15 protein-coding genes are annotated in these 17,435 nt (G+C 44.7%); 4 read left to right on the top strand and 11 right to left on the bottom strand.

All coding sequences use genetic code 11. The features are described from left to right. Positions 1–23: 23 nt before the first annotated feature. The 8 genes from fabF to yceD all read right to left on the bottom strand — a co-directional run bounded on the left by fabF (position 24) and on the right by yceD (position 6,258). Complete coding sequence (gene fabF, locus BCU75_RS00575; protein WP_102472658.1) at positions 24–1,268, bottom strand: beta-ketoacyl-ACP synthase II; 1,245 nt, start codon at positions 1,266–1,268, stop codon at positions 24–26. A 93-nt stretch (positions 1,269–1,361) separates the two neighbouring features. Then, positions 1,362–1,595, bottom strand: coding sequence for an acyl carrier protein (gene acpP, locus BCU75_RS00570; protein ID WP_012603569.1), 234 nt, complete (start codon positions 1,593–1,595; stop codon positions 1,362–1,364). A 166-nt stretch (positions 1,596–1,761) separates the two neighbouring features. Beyond that, positions 1,762–2,496, bottom strand: a complete 735-nt coding sequence (gene fabG, locus BCU75_RS00565; RefSeq protein WP_010437280.1) for a 3-oxoacyl-ACP reductase FabG — start codon at positions 2,494–2,496, stop codon at positions 1,762–1,764. A 25-nt stretch (positions 2,497–2,521) separates the two neighbouring features. Then, positions 2,522–3,445, bottom strand: a complete 924-nt coding sequence (fabD, locus tag BCU75_RS00560) for an ACP S-malonyltransferase (RefSeq protein WP_102472657.1) — start codon at positions 3,443–3,445, stop codon at positions 2,522–2,524. Between the two features lie 79 nt (positions 3,446–3,524). Further along, complete coding sequence (locus BCU75_RS00555; protein ID WP_010437276.1) at positions 3,525–4,475, bottom strand: beta-ketoacyl-ACP synthase III; 951 nt, start codon at positions 4,473–4,475, stop codon at positions 3,525–3,527. Positions 4,476–4,480: 5 nt separating this feature from the next. After that, complete coding sequence (plsX, locus tag BCU75_RS00550) at positions 4,481–5,506, bottom strand: phosphate acyltransferase PlsX (RefSeq protein WP_076679054.1); 1,026 nt, start codon at positions 5,504–5,506, stop codon at positions 4,481–4,483. A 9-nt stretch (positions 5,507–5,515) separates the two neighbouring features. Continuing rightward, positions 5,516–5,686 (bottom strand): 50S ribosomal protein L32, encoded by a 171-nt coding sequence (gene rpmF, locus BCU75_RS00545; protein ID WP_004737376.1) that lies wholly within the window; start codon positions 5,684–5,686, stop codon positions 5,516–5,518. A gap of 44 nt (positions 5,687–5,730) precedes the next feature. Continuing rightward, the gene (yceD, locus tag BCU75_RS00540) at positions 5,731–6,258 is read right to left on the bottom strand and encodes a 23S rRNA accumulation protein YceD (protein WP_004733994.1); all 528 of its coding nucleotides are present in this window, start codon (positions 6,256–6,258) and stop codon (positions 5,731–5,733) included. Positions 6,259–6,407: 149 nt separating this feature from the next. On the opposite strand from yceD, the gene BCU75_RS00535 reads away from it, so the two are divergent. After that, a complete protein-coding gene (locus tag BCU75_RS00535) occupies positions 6,408–6,989 on the top strand; it encodes a Maf family protein (protein WP_102472656.1) in 582 nt (193 codons plus the stop codon). A 256-nt stretch (positions 6,990–7,245) separates the two neighbouring features. Here BCU75_RS00535 and rluC read toward each other — a convergent pair whose 3' ends face one another. Beyond that, positions 7,246–8,190 carry a 23S rRNA pseudouridine(955/2504/2580) synthase RluC gene (rluC, locus tag BCU75_RS00530; RefSeq protein WP_017078123.1) on the bottom strand — a complete coding sequence of 315 codons (945 nt, stop codon included), beginning with the start codon at positions 8,188–8,190 and terminating at the stop codon, positions 7,246–7,248. Between the two features lie 617 nt (positions 8,191–8,807). Here rluC and rne point away from each other — a divergent pair. Further along, the gene (gene rne / locus BCU75_RS00525; RefSeq protein ID WP_102472655.1) at positions 8,808–12,002 is read left to right on the top strand and encodes a ribonuclease E; all 3,195 of its coding nucleotides are present in this window, start codon (positions 8,808–8,810) and stop codon (positions 12,000–12,002) included. 258 nt (positions 12,003–12,260) lie between these two features. Then, positions 12,261–13,808, top strand: coding sequence for a SulP family inorganic anion transporter (locus tag BCU75_RS00520; RefSeq protein WP_102472654.1), 1,548 nt, complete (start codon positions 12,261–12,263; stop codon positions 13,806–13,808). 114 nt (positions 13,809–13,922) lie between these two features. Here BCU75_RS00520 and BCU75_RS00515 read toward each other — a convergent pair whose 3' ends face one another. Then, a complete protein-coding gene (locus BCU75_RS00515) occupies positions 13,923–14,372 on the bottom strand; it encodes a low molecular weight protein-tyrosine-phosphatase (RefSeq protein WP_102472653.1) in 450 nt (149 codons plus the stop codon). An 84-nt stretch (positions 14,373–14,456) separates the two neighbouring features. Between BCU75_RS00515 and cobO the strand changes: the two genes are divergently transcribed. Further along, a complete protein-coding gene (gene cobO / locus BCU75_RS00510) occupies positions 14,457–15,062 on the top strand; it encodes a cob(I)yrinic acid a,c-diamide adenosyltransferase (protein ID WP_048610567.1) in 606 nt (201 codons plus the stop codon). A gap of 237 nt (positions 15,063–15,299) precedes the next feature. On the opposite strand, the gene BCU75_RS00505 is transcribed toward cobO, so the two are convergent. Continuing rightward, positions 15,300–17,426, bottom strand: coding sequence for an AsmA family protein (locus BCU75_RS00505; RefSeq protein WP_102472652.1), 2,127 nt, complete (start codon positions 17,424–17,426; stop codon positions 15,300–15,302). Positions 17,427–17,435: the final 9 nt, after the last annotated feature.

The raw sequence follows: 17,435 nt of genomic DNA, 5'->3' as shown, positions 1-17,435 counted from the left end.
TGTTTACATCTTTAATAAGATGATTAAATCTTTTTGAAGATCAAACAGCCGTTTGTACCACCGAAACCGAATGAGTTACATGCAGCATATTCCATACCGCTAACTTTACGCGCAGTGTGGGGTACTAAGTCAATATCTAAGCCTTCTTCAGGATCATCTAAATTGATTGTTGGTGGAACAATTTGATCAATTAGAGACATCGCTGTGATGATCGCTTCAGCAGAACCAGCAGCACCTAGAAGGTGGCCTGTCATTGATTTCGTAGAAGAAACCAAGACTTGCTTGCTGCCTGCTTCGCCAAGAGCACGCTTGATGCCCTTAACTTCAGCTACGTCACCTGCAGGAGTCGAAGTACCGTGTGCGTTAACATAACCGATTTTTTCACCAGTAATGCCTGCATCACGCATAGCCGCTTCCATTGCTAGTGCACCACCAGAGCCATCTTCACTTGGAGATGTCATGTGGTAAGCGTCACCCGACATACCGAAGCCAACTAGCTCACAGTAAATCTTAGCGCCACGAGCTTTAGCATGTTCATACTCTTCAAGAACCATCATGCCTGCACCGTCACCAAGAACGAAGCCGTCACGGCCTTTGTCCCATGGGCGAGAAGCTTTTTGAGGCTCATCGTTACGAGTAGAAAGTGCTTTAGCCGCACCAAAACCGCCCATACCTAGTGGTGTAGATGCTTTTTCAGCACCGCCCGCTAGCATTGCGTCAGCATCGCCGTATGCAATCATACGAGCCGCGTGGCCAATGTTATGTAGGCCAGTCGTACATGCTGTAGAGATCGCGATGTTTGGACCGCGTAGGCCACGCATGATAGACATGTGACCCGCAATCATATTCACGATCGTCGACGGTACGAAGAACGGGCTGATTTTACGAGGGCCTTTTTCAGTTAGAGCCTTGTGACCGGCTTCGATCAAACCAAGACCACCAATACCAGAACCGATAGCAACGCCAACACGAGGGGCGTTTTCTTCAGTAATAGTTAGGGCTGAATCATCTAAAGCTTGAATACCTGCTGCGACGCCGTACTGGATGAACAAGTCCATCTTACGAGCATCTTTTTTAGTCATATACTCTTCGCAGTTAAAGTCTTTGACTAGACCTGCAAAACGAGTTGAGAAATTGGTTGCATCAAAATGATCGATATTAACGATACCACTTTGACCAGCTAGCAGGGCTTTCCAAGAAGATTCTACAGTGTTGCCTACCGGCGACAACATACCCATGCCAGTGACAACTACACGACGCTTGGACACGATATTACACTCCGGAGATTGAGGTGATTTAAGATGAGGATAGATAAGTTAGATAAAACACAGGCGGTCAAGGTGACCGCCTGGGAGAGATTATTACTGAGCGCTAGTTACGTAATCGATAGCAGCTTGAACAGTAGTAATTTTCTCAGCTTCGTCATCTGGGATTTCAGTGTCGAATTCTTCTTCTAGAGCCATTACTAGCTCAACTGTGTCTAGAGAATCTGCACCTAGGTCATCAACGAAAGAAGCTTCGTTTTTAACTTCAGCTTCGTCTACACCTAGCTGTTCAACAATGATTTTCTTTACGCGTTCTTCGAGGTTGCTCATTTTTTCTTTTCCTTTACAGAGTTCGCTTTATGCGATGTTTTCCGTAGTTTATTCAATCTATTGAAAGTTGCAAGGTCAACTTTTCTGGTCAAACCACAATTTTCACGATTTTAACCGAAATTACGTATGATCTTGACTTAAATCATGCACAAATGTTGCACATAATTTACACCATGTACATACCGCCATTGACGTGAAGTGTTTCACCTGTGATATAAGCTGCCGCAGGTGACGCCAAAAATACCACAGCTTCAGCGATTTCGCGAGGGTCACCTAGTCGACCTGCTGGTACATTCGCCAAAGTTGCTGCACGTTGGTCATCATTTAGCGCTTTAGTCATGTCTGTTTCAATGAAACCTGGCGCTACAGTGTTCACTGTAATACCACGAGACGCAACTTCACGAGCCATTGATTTAGTGAAACCAATTACACCAGCTTTTGCTGCTGCGTAGTTAGCTTGACCAGCGTTACCCATAGTACCTACTACAGAACCAACGTTTACGATACGTCCTTGGCGCTTCTTCATCATGCCACGCAATACAGCTTTAGACATGCGGAAGATAGGCGTTAGGTTAGTATCGATGATGTCATTCCATTCATCGTCTTTCATACGCATAAGAAGGTTATCACGAGTGATACCTGCGTTGTTCACTAGAATGTCAATCGCACCGAATTCATCGTTGATGGTTTTCAGTGTAGCAGCAATTGAGTCAACATCAGTGACATTAAGAGCAAGACCTTTACCGTTCTCACCAAGGTACTCGCTGATTGCAGCAGCGCCGCCTTCAGACGTAGCAGTACCGATAACTTTAGCACCACGCTCAACTAAAAGCTCAGCGATTGCACGACCGATACCACGGCTTGCGCCTGTAACTAGTGCAACTTTGCCTTCTAAATTCATCATAACTTCTCTATTAAGTGGTTATTTACTTAGCAGCGTCTAGTGATGCAGTATCATTAACTGCAGCAGCTGTCATAGTTTTTACGATTCGTTTTGTTAGACCAGTAAGAACCTTACCTGGGCCTAATTCTAGTAGCTTCTCAACGCCTTGCTCATTCATCGCTTGTACGCCTTCAGTCCAACGAACTGGGCTGTAAAGCTGACGAACAAGTGCGCTTTTGATTTTTGCAGGGTCTGTTTCAGCAATAACATCGACGTTATTGATAACAGGCAGTGCCGGCGTGTTGAACTCCAGAGCTTCTAGAGCAACCGCTAGCTTGTCTGCTGCAGGCTTCATAAGAGCACAGTGAGACGGCACAGATACAGGTAAAGGAAGAGCACGTTTCGCGCCTGCTTCTTTACATAGAGCACCAGCACGCTCTACTGCCGCCTTGTTACCTGCGATAACAACTTGGCCAGGAGAGTTAAAGTTAACTGGAGACACAACTTCGTCTTGCGCAGCGTCTTCACAAGCTTTAGCAATCGCTTCATCATCTAGACCGATGATTGCGTACATTGCACCAACGCCAGCAGGAACCGCTTCTTGCATTAGTTGGCCACGTAGCTCAACTAGCTTGATCGCTTCTTTAAAGTCGATAACACCCGCACACACTAGTGCAGAGTATTCGCCTAGGCTGTGGCCTGCTAGGTTTGCAGGTTGCTCTAGACCAAGCTCTTGCCATACCCGCCAGATTGCAACAGACGCAGTGAGTAGAGCCGGTTGAGTACGGAAAGTTTCATTTAGATTTTCTACTGGACCATCTTGAACCAATGCCCATAGATCGTAACCAAGTGCTTCTGAAGCTTCAGCAAATGTCTTTTTAACAACATCATACTGTTCGCCTAGGTCAGCAAGCATACCGATAGCTTGAGAGCCTTGGCCTGGGAATACGATAGCAAATTTGCTCATTGTAATTTTCCTTTAAGCAAAGCAAAAATTGAATAAGGCACATAAGTTATGTGCCTTGTTTGTTGATTATCGCTTGGGGTTAGAATTTAACTAACGCAGACCCCCAAGTGAAGCCGCCGCCAAATGCTTCAAGTAGAAGTGTTTGACCACGTTTAATTCGCCCGTCGCGAACAGCCTCATCAAGGGCCGTTGGTACGGTTGCTGCCGACGTATTACCGTGCTTATCAAGAGTAATCACAACTTGATCAAGCGACATCGTCAGTTTTTTAGCGGTTGCCGAGATAATACGGTAGTTCGCTTGGTGTGGAACTAACCAATCAAGCTCTGACTTATCCATATTGTTCGCAGCTAATGTGTCTTTAACTAGCTTAGAAAGCTGAGTTACCGCCACTTTAAATACTTCGTTGCCCGCCATGTGCAGCCATTTGTCTGCATCACCGCCACGCTCTGGAACTTCTAGGCTTAGAAGCTCACCATATTTACCATCAGAGTAAATGTGAGTAGACAAAATACCTGGCTCTTCGCTCGCGCCTACAACCACCGCGCCTGCAGCATCACCAAATAAGATGATAGTAGAGCGGTCAGTCGGATCACAGGTTTTTGACAGCGCATCCGCACCGATTACCAAAACGTTTTTACACATACCCGTCTTGATGTGTTGATCAGCAACAGACAGTGCATAGACAAAGCCAGAACACGCCGCAGCTAAATCAAACGCAGGGCAGCCTTTGATACCAAGCTTACCTTGTACCTGACATGCCGAAGACGGGAATGTATGGCTACTGCTGGTTGTCGCAACGATGATTAAATCAATATCTTCTTTGTCAATACCTGCCATTTCAATGGCATTCTCAGCAGCGTAAAACGCCATATCCGCAACGGTTTCGTTTTCCGCTGAAATACGACGCTCTTTAATACCTGTTCTAGCAACGATCCACTCATCGCTAGTCTCTACCATTTTCTCTAAGTCTGCGTTAGTACGCACCTGAGATGGCAAGTAGCTGCCAGTACCTAAAATTTTGCTATACATGAAGACTAATAATGCCTCTCGAGTAAAACCGCTTCCAAACGATCGCTAATGCGGCTGGGGACTTGTCGTTTGACCTCGTGTACTGCTTCACCAATCGCGTTGACGACTGCAGACACATCAGCACTTCCATGACTTTTAATGACAATGCCGCGCAATCCTAACAAACTTGCGCCGTTATACTGGTCGGGGTTCAAGGTTTTTAATTCAGTAAATAGCTCAGAAAACAACTTTCTGGCAATCCAACCCTTTATTGTTGAAGCCATCATGCGCGTTTTTAGCTTATCAATAAAGAGCTGGGCCGTACCTTCGCACGTTTTTAAGCAGACATTGCCCACAAAACCATCACATACGACGACATCAGCAGCATCTTGAAGTAATTGATTACCTTCAATATAGCCTATGAAGTTCACAGACTGAGTATTAGACAACATTTCCGCGCATCGTTTCACAAGGTCATTGCCTTTGATTTCTTCTGCGCCGATATTCAAAATAGCGACACGTGGAGCGCGGCCTAAATGTTGTTCCGCTAACGCACTGCCCATTACAGCAAACTGAAACAGTGAATCTGCGTCACTGGAAACGTTCGCCCCTAAATCAAGCATCCATGTACGGTTGCCAGAAGCGGTGGGCAAAGCTGAAACCAATGCAGGCCTATCAATACCGGGAAGGAGTTTGAGTCTGAAACGAGATAACGCCATCAGTGCGCCAGTGTTACCACCACTCACACAAGCATCAGCTTGTGATTCGGCAACCAGATCGATAGCAGCACGCATAGAACTACCCTGACTATTACGTAAGGCTAGTGAAGGTTTTTCAGAATTGGAAATGACTCGATCACAATGCTGGATACTCAAACGAGAATCAGGCATTCGACCTAATGAAGATAATTGAGATGTGATCGCATTTCGATCACCTATGAGAATGACTTTTAGCTCTGGGAAATACGACAGTGCCTGCACGGCGGCAGGCACTGTTACACGAGGACCGAAGTCCCCGCCCATTGCATCAAGCGCAACGGTTAGATTTTGCAAAGGTCAACCTTACTTGTTGATAACCTTTTTGCCGCGGTAGAAACCTTCGGCAGTCACGTTGTGACGTAGGTGAGTTTCACCTGAAGTTGCGTCTACAGAAAGTGCAGCTGTAGTTAGCGCATCGTGTGAACGACGCATGCCACGCATTGAACGTGATTTCTTGCTCTTTTGTACGGCCATTGACCCTACTCCTATGTAAATTCTTAAAGATACTTACTAATAAGTTACTTCTTTAAGTTTTTTAAAACATCAAATGGATTCGGCTTTTTATCTTCCTCAATTTCTTCAGGAAGTTCACCAAACACCAAGTTATTTGAGTTAACGCTACATTTCGCATCGTCGTGCATTGCTATTTGTGGCAATCCAAGGATGAACTCGTCTTCAACTAATTGAATCAGGTCTAACTCACCGTACTCGTTCAGATCTACCAAATCGTACTCTTCCGGTGCTTCCTCTTCACTTTTCTCGCTGTAAACAGGAGTATAAGTAAATTGGACATCGCACTCATGTGCGAAAACCTCATTACAACGTTGACACTCTAAATCGACTTCGACGTTAGCTTTACCAGAGATAACGACTAATCGTTGTTCATCAAGCCCAAATGACATTGAGACTTGCGCGTCACGTTTTACGCCTTCAGTTGTTTCAGTTAAACGCTTCAAAAGACTGACTTGAATGATACCATCCATATCGAGTCGTTTTTGAGCCGTTCTTGCCGGATCAACTGTACGCGGTATTTTTTCCTTTTGCATAGGGCGCGAATCTTATCTTCCAAATCGTGTTTAGTCAAAGGAAATAGCAAAAAAAATGTACTTTCCTACCTTTCCTGTTCAGAGCATTATGAATAGCAGGATAAGTTACGTTATCCTGAACTAAATGCTTACACGAATTGTAAATTAAAATGAGAAATTACCAACTAGTTTTAGCTTCTACCTCACCATTTAGGCAAGAGATCCTCAAAAAACTACAGTTAGACTTTATCACAGCGAAGCCTGACTGCGATGAAACGCCACTTCCAGAAGAGACTCCTCAACAATTGGTAATGCGTCTTGCTGAGACGAAAGCCAAGTCTTGTGTGATTGAAAAACCAAGCTTAGTGATCGGCTCTGATCAAGTGTGTGTGATTGATGGAGAAATCATTGGTAAACCACACACTCGTGAAAAAGCGATTGAGCAACTATCTCGCCAAAGCGGTAAAAGCATCACTTTCTATACTGGGATAACCGTATGGAACAGTGAAACCAATAAAGCCGACACTCGCTTAGATACCTTCATCGTGCGTTTCCGTGATTTAACACAGCAGCAGATCATTTCTTATGTTGAGAAAGAACAACCTTATTACTGCGCGGGCAGTTTTATGTGTGAAGGGTTAGGTATCGCGCTATTTAAACAGATGGAAGGTAAAGACCCGAATACCTTGATCGGTTTACCTCTGATCGATCTCGTTGATATGTTAGAAGCGCAAGGAATGAGCGTACTATAACGGATACCCTCTCTTTGTTAGAGATTCCCTACTCCTTCGTCAGTCTTAGGAATGACGAAAATAGCTACATTATCCAATCATCCCATGATGTAAAACCTGACTTTTAAAAAAAGTCATCCTCAAGAGCGAGGAACGAGCGAGTTGGGGATCTTCTACAACAGATAAAAACAAAAAAGGTTGACGAAATTCGTCAACCTTTTTTGTTAGTAGATAGGTAAGATTATAAACAGCTAACCCTTTCTTATCTCGTATCTTCTTAGAGCTTACGTAGACCAGTAAGTGCTCTCTCTAGCCTTTTTTCCATTGGAGCCGAGATATCCATCTTCTCTTCGCTACCTGGGTGGGTAAACTTAATGTTGGCGGCGTGTAAGAACAAACGATTCAATCCTACTTTACCCGTGTAAGCATCAAAACGACGATCACCGTAACGGTCATCCCAAGCAATTGGGTGGCCAGTATACTGAGCGTGTACACGGATTTGGTGTGTACGGCCGGTAATTGGGCTTGCCTGAACTAACGTCGCATCTTGGAATTTTTCCAAAACCTTAAAACGAGTTTCAGAAGCCTTACCATTCGGGTTAACGCGAACAATGCTGTTTACTTCGTTTTTCAATAAAGGGGCATTAACCACTTTACAGCTGTTCTTCCATTCGCCCATCACTAAAGCGAAGTAGTATTTTTGAACCGTTTTTTCACGGAACTGTGCTTGAAGGTGTCTTAGCGCAGAGCGCTTCTTAGCAACAAGCAAAATGCCAGACGTATCTCTATCAATACGGTGCACTAATTCAAGAAAACGAGCATCAGGGCGAAGTGCACGCAATGCTTCAATCGCGCCAAACTTTAACCCGCTACCACCGTGAACGGCAGTCCCCGACGGTTTATTAAGAATCAGCATGTGATCATCTTCATAAATGATGCACTGTTCTAATTCAGAAACCTTATTGAGTTTCGTGCTTGGTACGTTCTCTTCTGTTTTCTCTTCAATAGTGACTGGCGGGATACGAACTAAATCACCTGCTTTTAGTTTGTACTCAGCCTTGATGCGTTTTTTGTTTACGCGGACTTCACCTTTACGCACGATTCGGTAAATCATGCTTTTCGGGATGTTTTTTAATTGGTTGCGTAAGAAGTTATCAATACGCTGACCAGCCATATCTTCGTCAATGTCGACAAATTGGACTTGGGTTCTAATTTCGCTCATTGGGCCATTGTATCACTGTCACTTTTGATAATTGAGATTTTCTTAACTCTATTCTGAACTTATTTATCTATAATCCCTGCCGATCTATCCTTAAAAGGTCATTGAAGTTCTATATTTCTTTGATTCTTCGAACAAAAAAGCACCAAACTTCCTGCAAATTAAAATATCAATTGATAAATTATTTATAGACAGTGAGTTAGAGCTATCAAAACCCAAACAAAAACTGTTTTTTTTACCGCATTACGACAAAGCAGATTGCTGTGTTTACCGACCACTGCTATAGTTCACAGCTGCTATCAGTGGATTGACTAATATTTAAACAGCTAACCATTCATAAGCAAGTAAATGAGTAGATGACTCAGATTAGACAGTGCTGCAATCGGCGTAAGACACGGTCAACTGAGTTCCTTATCGCTCTACTCACGTACACTCATGTTGAGTATTCACCGCCACATCGCGGATCATAGGCTAACTCCCTATGATGACTGACGTGCCCCAGAGCATCCCTCTCCAGCCGGGAGGCTGCACCGATAAAGCCATGGGATCTGGCACCATGAGAAACGAATAAAGCGATAAGACCAATGATGAAAATAAGAAAAGACAATGAGAATTTCTAAATGAAAAGAATGTTAATTAACGCAACTCAAAAAGAAGAGTTGCGTGTCGCTTTGGTTGATGGCCAGCGACTGTTCGATCTAGATATCGAAAGTCCAGGTCACGAGTCAAAGAAAGCGAATATCTACAAAGGACGTATTACCCGTATTGAACCAAGCCTAGAAGCGGCATTTGTTGATTACGGCGCAGAACGTCACGGTTTCCTCCCTCTTAAAGAAATTGCCCGCGAATACTTCCCTGAAGGTTATACATACCAAGGCCGTCCTAGCATTAAAGAAGTGCTAAGAGAAGGACAAGAAGTAATCGTACAAGTTGAGAAAGAAGAACGTGGTAGCAAAGGCGCTGCACTGACAACTTTCATCTCTTTGGCTGGTAGTTACTTAGTTCTTATGCCTAATAACCCTCGTGCTGGCGGTATTTCTCGTCGTATCGAAGGTGATGAACGCACTCAACTGAAAGCAGCATTAAGCACTCTTGAGCTTCCTCAAGGCATGGGCTTAATCGTGCGTACAGCAGGTGTTGGCAAAAGTGCAGAAGAGCTAGAGTGGGACTTGAACGTTCTATTGAATCACTGGGGCGCTATTAAGCAAGCTTCTGATTCAAATGCAGCTCCTTTCCTTATTCACCAAGAAAGTAACGTTATCGTTCGCGCGATTCGTGACTATCTACGTCGTGATATTGGCGAGATTCTAATCGACAGCAATACTATTTTTGAACGTGCACAAGCGCACATTCAATTAATACGCCCAGATTTCATGAATCGCGTTAAGAAATACGATGGTGAAGTGCCACTATTCAGCCATTACCAGATTGAAAGCCAGATCGAATCTGCTTTCCAACGTGAAGTTCGTCTTCCGTCTGGTGGTTCTATCGTGATCGACCCAACAGAAGCTCTAACTTCTATCGATATCAACTCTGCTCGTGCAACAAAGGGCAGCGATATTGAAGAAACAGCGCTAAACACTAACCTAGAAGCAGCCGATGAAATTGCACGTCAATTACGTCTACGTGACCTAGGTGGTCTTGTTGTTATCGACTTCATCGATATGACTCCGGTTCGCCACCAACGCGAAGTTGAAAGCCGTCTACGTGATGCCGTTCGTTTAGATCGTGCACGTGTTCAGATTGGTCGTATTTCTCGCTTTGGTCTTCTAGAGATGTCTCGTCAACGTTTGAGCCCATCACTAGCAGAAGCAAGCCACCACATTTGTCCTCGTTGTACAGGTACTGGTGTTGTTCGTGATAACGAATCGCTAGCACTTTCTGTTCTACGTTTGATTGAAGAAGAAGCTCTGAAAGACAACACAGCACAAGTACTTGCTGTTGTGCCTGTTCCAATCGCCTCTTACCTTCTGAACGAAAAACGTCGCTCAGTAAACCACATCGAGAAGAACCAAGAAGTTAAGATCACTGTTGTTCCTAACTCTGACATGGAAACACCACACTTTGAGGTTATCCGTGTTCGTGAAGGTGAAGAGTTCGATCTACTCTCTTACTTGCTGCCTACCAAACTAGAAGCTTTAAAAGAAGCAGAAAGCAAGGAACCAGTAGAACAGACTATTCGTCCTAAGAAGATCGAAGAGCCTGCTCTGAAAGGTTTCGCGGCTCCAGCTCAATCAGCACCTACTCCTGCACCAGCTCCTAAAGCTGTTGAAGAGAAGAAAGTTGAACCAGCTGCAACACAAGAACCTAGCCTAATTGGTCGTTTCTTCAAAGCTATCGGTAGCTTCTTATTTGGCTCTTCAACTCAAGAAGAGAAGAAAGAAGAAGAGAAGCAAGAAGAAAAACCTAAGAACAATCGCAACAATGGTAACCGTCAACGCCGTGATCGTAACGACAACCGCCGTCGTAACCAACGTGGTGACCGTGGCGAACAACGTAACGAGCGTGGTGACCGTAGCGAACAACGCAACGAACGTGGTGACAATCGCAACGAAAACCGTGACAACAAACGCCGTCGTAAACCTGTACGTGATGAGAAACCTGAAGAGCAAAAAGAAGCAGCTCCTCAGCAAACTCGTCAGCCTCGTAAGCCTAAGCAAGATCGTCGCAATAAGCCACGTGATGAGCAGAAGCAACAAGAAGAGCAAGTACCATCTAAATTAGCAGAAGAAGGTCTACAGCTAGCGGCAGAAGCTCAAGCTGATAAACCAGAAGCGCCGAAGGCTAAGCCTGAAGCTAAAGCTGTTAAGATCAAAGAGCGTCGTCAACGTCGTAAGCTGAACAAACTAGTTCGAGTTAAAGACCAACAAGCTCAAGCAGAAGCAGATAGCAACGCAGACAGTTCATCAAATGAACAGAAAGCGTCAGCTGCGACTCAAGTACAAGCAGCAGCTAAAGACCAATCAGTAGCACAAGAGCAGAAAGTTGCGGAACAAGTAGAAGCAACTCAAGCAAACTCAGAGCAAACTGAACAGGAAGAGCCGAAGCAACGTCGTAACCGTCGTTCTCCACGTCACCTACGTGCAAGTGGTCAACGTCGTCGTCGCGGTCGTGATCGTCGCCCTAACCCATTCCGCCTGCGTAAAGGTGGTGTAGCTTCTCCAGAGATGGCTATGGGTAAAGTGATGCCTCGCTTCATTCCAAAACCTCACCATAATCAGGCAAAACCTGAAATGGACGTTGCTGTTGAAACTCAAGTTGTTGTTGAAACTCAAGAACAAAATACAGTTCAAGAGAATGCACCTCAGAGCAACGTAGTGATGGCTGGCGGTTTTGCTTGTCCTGAATTAGCTATGGGTAAAGTAATCATCTCTCGTGAAAACGCAGTTGTTGCTGAAGAAACTCACTCTGAAGCTCAGGTAACTGAAGCTCCTGTAGTCGTTGCAGAAGCACCCGTGGTCGTTGAAACTGAGAAAGTTGAAGCTCCAGTGATTGTAGAAGCAACGAAAGTCGAAGCGCCTGTTGCAGCAGAAGAGACAACACCAGTTGTTGAAGCTGAAGCACCTAAAGCTGAAAGTGCAAAAGTTGAAGAAGCGCCTGTTGTAAAAGCAGAAGCTCCTCAAGCTGCACCAAAAGCAACGGTTGCTAAGAAGCAAGCAGGCTCACCAATGACTAAAGCTCCTGGTCCACAAGAGATCAAAGAGATTGAAGTTGTTGCAGCTCCGTTCCGCACTGAGCGTTTTGTATCGAAAGGTGCAGGCAGTCAGGCAGCGTCGAACAAAGCTGGCGCAGGTATGACTAAGCCAAACTACTAGTGATTACTAATAAATAATTACAAGTAAACAGAATCAAAGGCTGCTTATTAAAGCAGCCTTTTTCATATCTACTAATCGAATAAAAATTAACAGATATATTACTCAAAGTTAGGTTCAACCTTGAACTTAGTCACATTTTTGGGTAGCATTCGCGCACTTATCTTTTCGACACTTAGCTATTGCCGCTCTTTTCCATCACTGTTTGGCTACGCAATACACTCGTGTCGGTAAATCCATTTTTAGCATAGCTGAGCAAACATGTTCGAATTCCCACAATTTTCAAAGCACTCTGTAAAGAATGACGTGCTTTCAGGTCTTACAGTAGCCCTAGCTCTGGTACCTGAAGCCGTAGCATTCGCCTTTGTTGCTGGCGTTGACCCAATGGTTGGTCTTTACGCAGCATTCATCGTAGGTTTAATCACTTCTGTCTTCGGCGGTCGTCCAGGTATGATTTCTGGTGCAACTGGCGCAATGGCTGTTGTAATGGTGAGCCTAGTAGCAACCCATGGCGTTCAATACCTATTCGCAGCCGTTATGCTGGCTGGTCTTCTGCAAATTGCAGCGGGTGTATTCAAGTTAGGTAAATTTATCCGTATCGTTCCACACCCAGTCATGATTGGTTTCGTGAACGGTTTGGCGATTGTGATCTTCCTTGCTCAGCTTGGTCAATTTAAAGCGCCAGACGTAACGGGAGCACTAACTTGGTTACCAAGCGGCCAAATGACACTGATGCTAGGCCTAGTAGCACTCACTATGGGTATCATCCACTTCCTACCTAAAATCACTACAGCAGTACCTTCTTCACTGGTTGCTATTGTAACGGTAACGGCTTTGGTTGTAGGACTTGATCTCGAAACTCGTACTGTTGTTGACTTCCTACGTACGATGTCTGGTGACGAAGCCGCTACGCTAGCGGGCTCTCTACCAACTTTCTCAATTCCTGCAGTTCCGTTTTCTTTCGAAACACTGCAAATCATCCTGCCATACGCAATTATCCTTGCAGCTATCGGCCTGATCGAGTCTCTACTGACACTAACGGTACTAGACGAGATGACAAACACTCGTGGCCAATCTAACCGTGAATGTGTTGGTCAAGGTATGGCTAACGTAACGTGTTCTGTATTCGGTGCGATGGGTGGTTGTGCGATGATCGGTCAATCGATGATCAACGTAAACTCAGGTGGTCGTGGTCGTCTTTCAGGTATCGTAGCGGCAGTTGCACTACTGATGTTCATCTTGTTTGGTTCTGCACTGATTGAAATGATTCCTCTAGCAGCGCTAGTGGGTGTTATGTTTATGGTTGTTATAGGTACGTTTGAATGGGCAACCTTCAAGCTTGCGCGTCGCGTTCCTAAGCAAGATTTCTTTGTTATCGTTCTGGTTACCGTGGTAACAGTACTAACGGACCTTGCGGTCGCTGTTGGTGTGGGTGTTGTCGCTTCGGCACTCATGTTCGCATGGCAACATGCTAAGCACATCTACGCAGACAAATCAGTTAACGCTGAAGGCTCTAAAGAGTACAAAGTTAATGGTCCAATCTTCTTTGGTTCAACCGCTAACTTCCTTGAGTTGTTTGACGCATACAACGATCCACAAGATGTTATCGTTGATTTTGCCAACTCACGCGTAACAGACCACTCCGCAATTGAAGCGATCGACACGATTGCTGACCGTTACGCTGCACTAGGTAAAACACTTCATCTTCGCCACCTAAGCCAGGACTGTGTTGCTATGCTGCACAAAGCCGGTAGCTTAGTTGAAGCGAACGTTGCAGAAGACCCAATCTACAAAGTAATGTCTAAGTAAGCTTAGTCATAACTTAAAGCTAGATTTAGAAAGGCCGGCATTGAATGTCGGCCTTTTTTATACCTATAAGCCAGCCCTTAGACTTATTACCCAACAACAAACATTGCCCCCATACTACATTGAGCGCAATATCGCTTCGCTAGACTCTTCAATCAAATCCAACGCTAATTCAAAGCCATTTCCCTCACCATAATAAGGATCCGGTATCTCTTGATATTGTGACTCTCCAAAGCTCAAGAATAGCGCAAGTTTGTATTGAAAGTGGGCTGGACACTGATTCGTTAAATCATCTAAATTCGCCTTGTCTGCGGCTAGTATTAAATCAAACTCATCAAAATCATTCATCACTACCTTGCGAGACGTAATACCTTTGAAGCTGTAGCCACGATTTTCACCTGCTGACTTAGAACGTGAATCTGGTGGGTTACCTTGATGGAAGCCAATCGTCCCCGCGGAGTCGACCGTTACATCAATATCCATCTGCTGGGCCTTCTTTCTGAGCACCGCTTCACCAGTTGGCGAACGACAAATATTCCCCATGCAAACAACGAGTATCTTTTTCATCCGTAATCACCTGTTCTTCCGATGGTTTTTGCTATCGTTAAGTTAGGCTATGATAGGCACAATCACAACTTAAAAGGATTTGTTATGTCGACCGAAGACAACAAAGAACAACGCCATAAAGCAAGACAACAGAAAGTAAAAGAACAAGTCGATGCACGTGTTGCAGCAGCGCAAGAAGTGAAAGGACTATTGTTGGTTATCACTGGTAATGGTAAAGGAAAATCAACATCCGGTTTTGGTACCATTACACGCGCAGTCGGTCATGGTAAGAAATGTGCCGTTGCACAATTTGTTAAAGGGACTTGGGATAACGGCGAAAAGAACGTTCTTCAAAAGCTGGATGTGGAATTCCAAGTCATGGGCACAGGCTTCACTTGGGAAACCCAAAATAAGGCTCAAGATATCGAAGCCGCACAGCGCGTGTGGAAAGAGTGTCAGCGCATGCTAGCCGATGAGTCGATCGATGTGATTCTGTTTGATGAGCTGACTTACATGGTGAGCTATGGCTATATCGAACTGGATGAAGTGGTAGAAGCTCTGAATAACCGTCCTAAAATGCAATCAGTAATCATTACTGGGCGTGGCGCGCACCGCACTTTAACGGACATGGCAGATACTGTTTCAGAAGTACGTAACGTAAAACACGCTTTTGAATCTGGGGTCAAAGCTCTGCAAGGCGTGGATTGGTAATAGTCTTCAATCAGAGGTTCTAGACTCGGTCCTCGTCCGCTCATTGGGCCTCACACCCTTAAGTAAAAGACGAGCACCTATCTTCAATCCCTAGAACGAAGAGCGCCCCTAGAACGAGGAGCGAGTCTCATAGGGAATCTCTTTGCTTGCTAAGCCAGGATAATAATCAGAACCCAAAAAAAAAGCGCCATTCCTTCAACAGGAATGGCGCTTCGTTTATATGCGAGTTAGAAAGGTTTAGTTAAAGAAGCCTTTCAACAAACCATCAACCGCTTCTTTGGTCTTCTCGTCTTTGATCTTATCCGTTAGCTTATTCACACCACGGTCGATCTCTTTCTGTGCTTTTTGTTTCAACACATCATCAAAAACAAGCGCAAATTTCGGGTCAGCCCATTGGCCTGTCACCTTAATTGGGATGGTCACATCTTTCAGGTCATCAATGTTCTTACCGCCCTGACCTTCAAGCGAACCAACAATCGATGTACGAACAAGGAAGTCGACCGTTTCATTGATGAAGTTTGCTTTACCTTGGCCGGTCACACGTAGCAGTGGTGACTGTGCCGATAAGTCGTTCGTTGAAACCCAACCCTTATCAACTTTCAGTGTCGCTTTCATTGCACTGAAGTCAGTCTTTTGAGTCTCATCTTTGCTTTCGACTTTTTCGCCTTTGATCTTAGCGTAATTTTCTCGAATCAGTTGAGCAACGTTGATGCCATTTACCGCACCGTCTTCAAAGTTAATCGCGATGGTTCCAACTAGGTTCTTCTTGATTCCAGTTGGCGTCAGGCTCTTACCTTTAACGTTAACATCGATATTACCGGTACCTTCCAGCATGTCGTTATTCGCTACATCAACCAGTAACGGTTGAACCTTAACGCCTTTAATTTTCTTCTTAGCCGTGTAAGTCGCTGGTGTTTTACGAGCGTCTAGCTTAGCGGTAGCAGAAATAGAGCCTTGGTAAAGATTCGATGTGAATGATGTTAGCTCTGCGATACCACGGTTTACCGAAAATGCTGTTTTAACGTTCTGCATTTTCGCATTGCTCGCCTTGAACTTATCAATCGTGATATCACCTTTCACGTCGAGCGTTTTCAATGCAGAAAGGTCAGGTTCGACTTCTTTCGCCGGAGCCGAGCTGCCAGCACTTGAAGTTGAGCCACCAGCAGAATCTGAAGGCGCGGTGCTCGCAGTTTCTGTTGAGTTGCCTAAACCTAAGAATTCATCTAAATCAATGTTCGGGCTATGGAGAGAAAAACGAACCTTTGGTATTTCAGATAACGTTACATCAGCTTTACCGTCTAATGCGATAGCGTTAGCCTGCAGCTTCTCTAAAACAAAGCTCAGATGGCTCTTGTTAAGATCAAAGCTTAAGTCAGACAGCATATCCACTTTCATTGGTGATTGAGGAAGCGTATCGCCTTTGAATGTTGAGTCTAACGTTAGCTTATTCAGTGTGACTTTTGAGATCGCGCTATCAAAGGTAAGTTCACCACCACCTTTCAGATCAAGGTCAAGGCCAGCCGCATTACCAACCACAGCGTAAGTCAGTTGGTTTACCTTATCGAACTCAAACGTATTCAAGCCAATCTTTGCTGACTCAATCGAGGTTGCTGGATCATTGAACTGAGCGTTTAGGTCAATATTGCGCAATGCGTAACTTGCGAAGCCTTCAGCTAACTTGAATTCTGCACTACCTTCCGCAGAGAACTTCTGTTGGTTGTTTTCACCAGAAGCAGCAAACGTGGCAGTTGTCCATGTATCAACAGCAAACTCAGAAAGATTCAAAGACACATCGTATAGCTTAGTGAATGAACCCGCTTGCTTGTCGTCCATTTCAAACAATGCATTTGATACAGTTACGCCTGCAAGGTTGATCGTCCAACCAGATGCGTCTGTTGTACTTTGCTCTTGGGGCGCAGGTGTTGATTCAGAATTTGTGTCTACTACAGAATCAGACTCTTGAGGCGTTGACGCTTGCGTTAGTGCATCAATGTTCTTGCGACCATCTTTAAGCGTTTCTAAATAGAATTCTGCACCATCTAGAGTAATGTTACCGATCTCTAGTTGGTTGCTAAATAGCGGGGTAACCGAAACATCAACGCCAACGGTATCAACCTTAAATAGGTTTGGTTGGGTGAATCCTTCAGGGTTACGTAATTCAGTTTGACCAAGTTCGAAGCCAATAGATGGGAAGAATTGCCAGCTGATATCACCCTCAATCACGAGCTCTAGGCCTGTGTGTTTTTGGGCTTGTTCGACAATTAGTGGCTTAAATTGGTTAGGGTTCACTAACAGCACTAGTGCCAGAATTGCTGCAATAACAACAAACACTGGTACAGCTATGAAAATGAGTAGTTTCTTCATCCGCATATT

The sequence above is a fragment of the Vibrio splendidus genome (assembly GCF_002873455.1).
GTDB classification, from domain to species: domain Bacteria; phylum Pseudomonadota; class Gammaproteobacteria; order Enterobacterales; family Vibrionaceae; genus Vibrio; species Vibrio splendidus_J.
This window is presented reverse-complemented; position numbering and strand designations above follow the sequence as displayed.

Coding starts and splice junctions, on each gene's coding strand:
- acpP (WP_012603569.1), bottom strand. CDS start 1,595: ATGAGCAACCTCGAAGAACGCGTAAAGAAAATCATTGTTGAACAGCTA.
- BCU75_RS00505 (WP_102472652.1), bottom strand. CDS start 17,426: ATGAAGAAACTACTCATTTTCATAGCTGTACCAGTGTTTGTTGTTATT.
- rpmF (WP_004737376.1), bottom strand. CDS start 5,686: ATGGCCGTACAAAAGAGCAAGAAATCACGTTCAATGCGTGGCATGCGT.
- yceD (WP_004733994.1), bottom strand. CDS start 6,258: ATGCAAAAGGAAAAAATACCGCGTACAGTTGATCCGGCAAGAACGGCT.
- fabG (WP_010437280.1), bottom strand. CDS start 2,496: ATGAATTTAGAAGGCAAAGTTGCACTAGTTACAGGCGCAAGCCGTGGT.
- rluC (WP_017078123.1), bottom strand. CDS start 8,190: ATGAGCGAAATTAGAACCCAAGTCCAATTTGTCGACATTGACGAAGAT.
- BCU75_RS00535 (WP_102472656.1), top strand. CDS start 6,408: ATGAGAAATTACCAACTAGTTTTAGCTTCTACCTCACCATTTAGGCAA.
- BCU75_RS00555 (WP_010437276.1), bottom strand. CDS start 4,475: ATGTATAGCAAAATTTTAGGTACTGGCAGCTACTTGCCATCTCAGGTG.
- cobO (WP_048610567.1), top strand. CDS start 14,457: ATGTCGACCGAAGACAACAAAGAACAACGCCATAAAGCAAGACAACAG.
- rne (WP_102472655.1), top strand. CDS start 8,808: ATGAAAAGAATGTTAATTAACGCAACTCAAAAAGAAGAGTTGCGTGTC.
- fabD (WP_102472657.1), bottom strand. CDS start 3,445: ATGAGCAAATTTGCTATCGTATTCCCAGGCCAAGGCTCTCAAGCTATC.
- BCU75_RS00515 (WP_102472653.1), bottom strand. CDS start 14,372: ATGAAAAAGATACTCGTTGTTTGCATGGGGAATATTTGTCGTTCGCCA.
- BCU75_RS00520 (WP_102472654.1), top strand. CDS start 12,261: ATGTTCGAATTCCCACAATTTTCAAAGCACTCTGTAAAGAATGACGTG.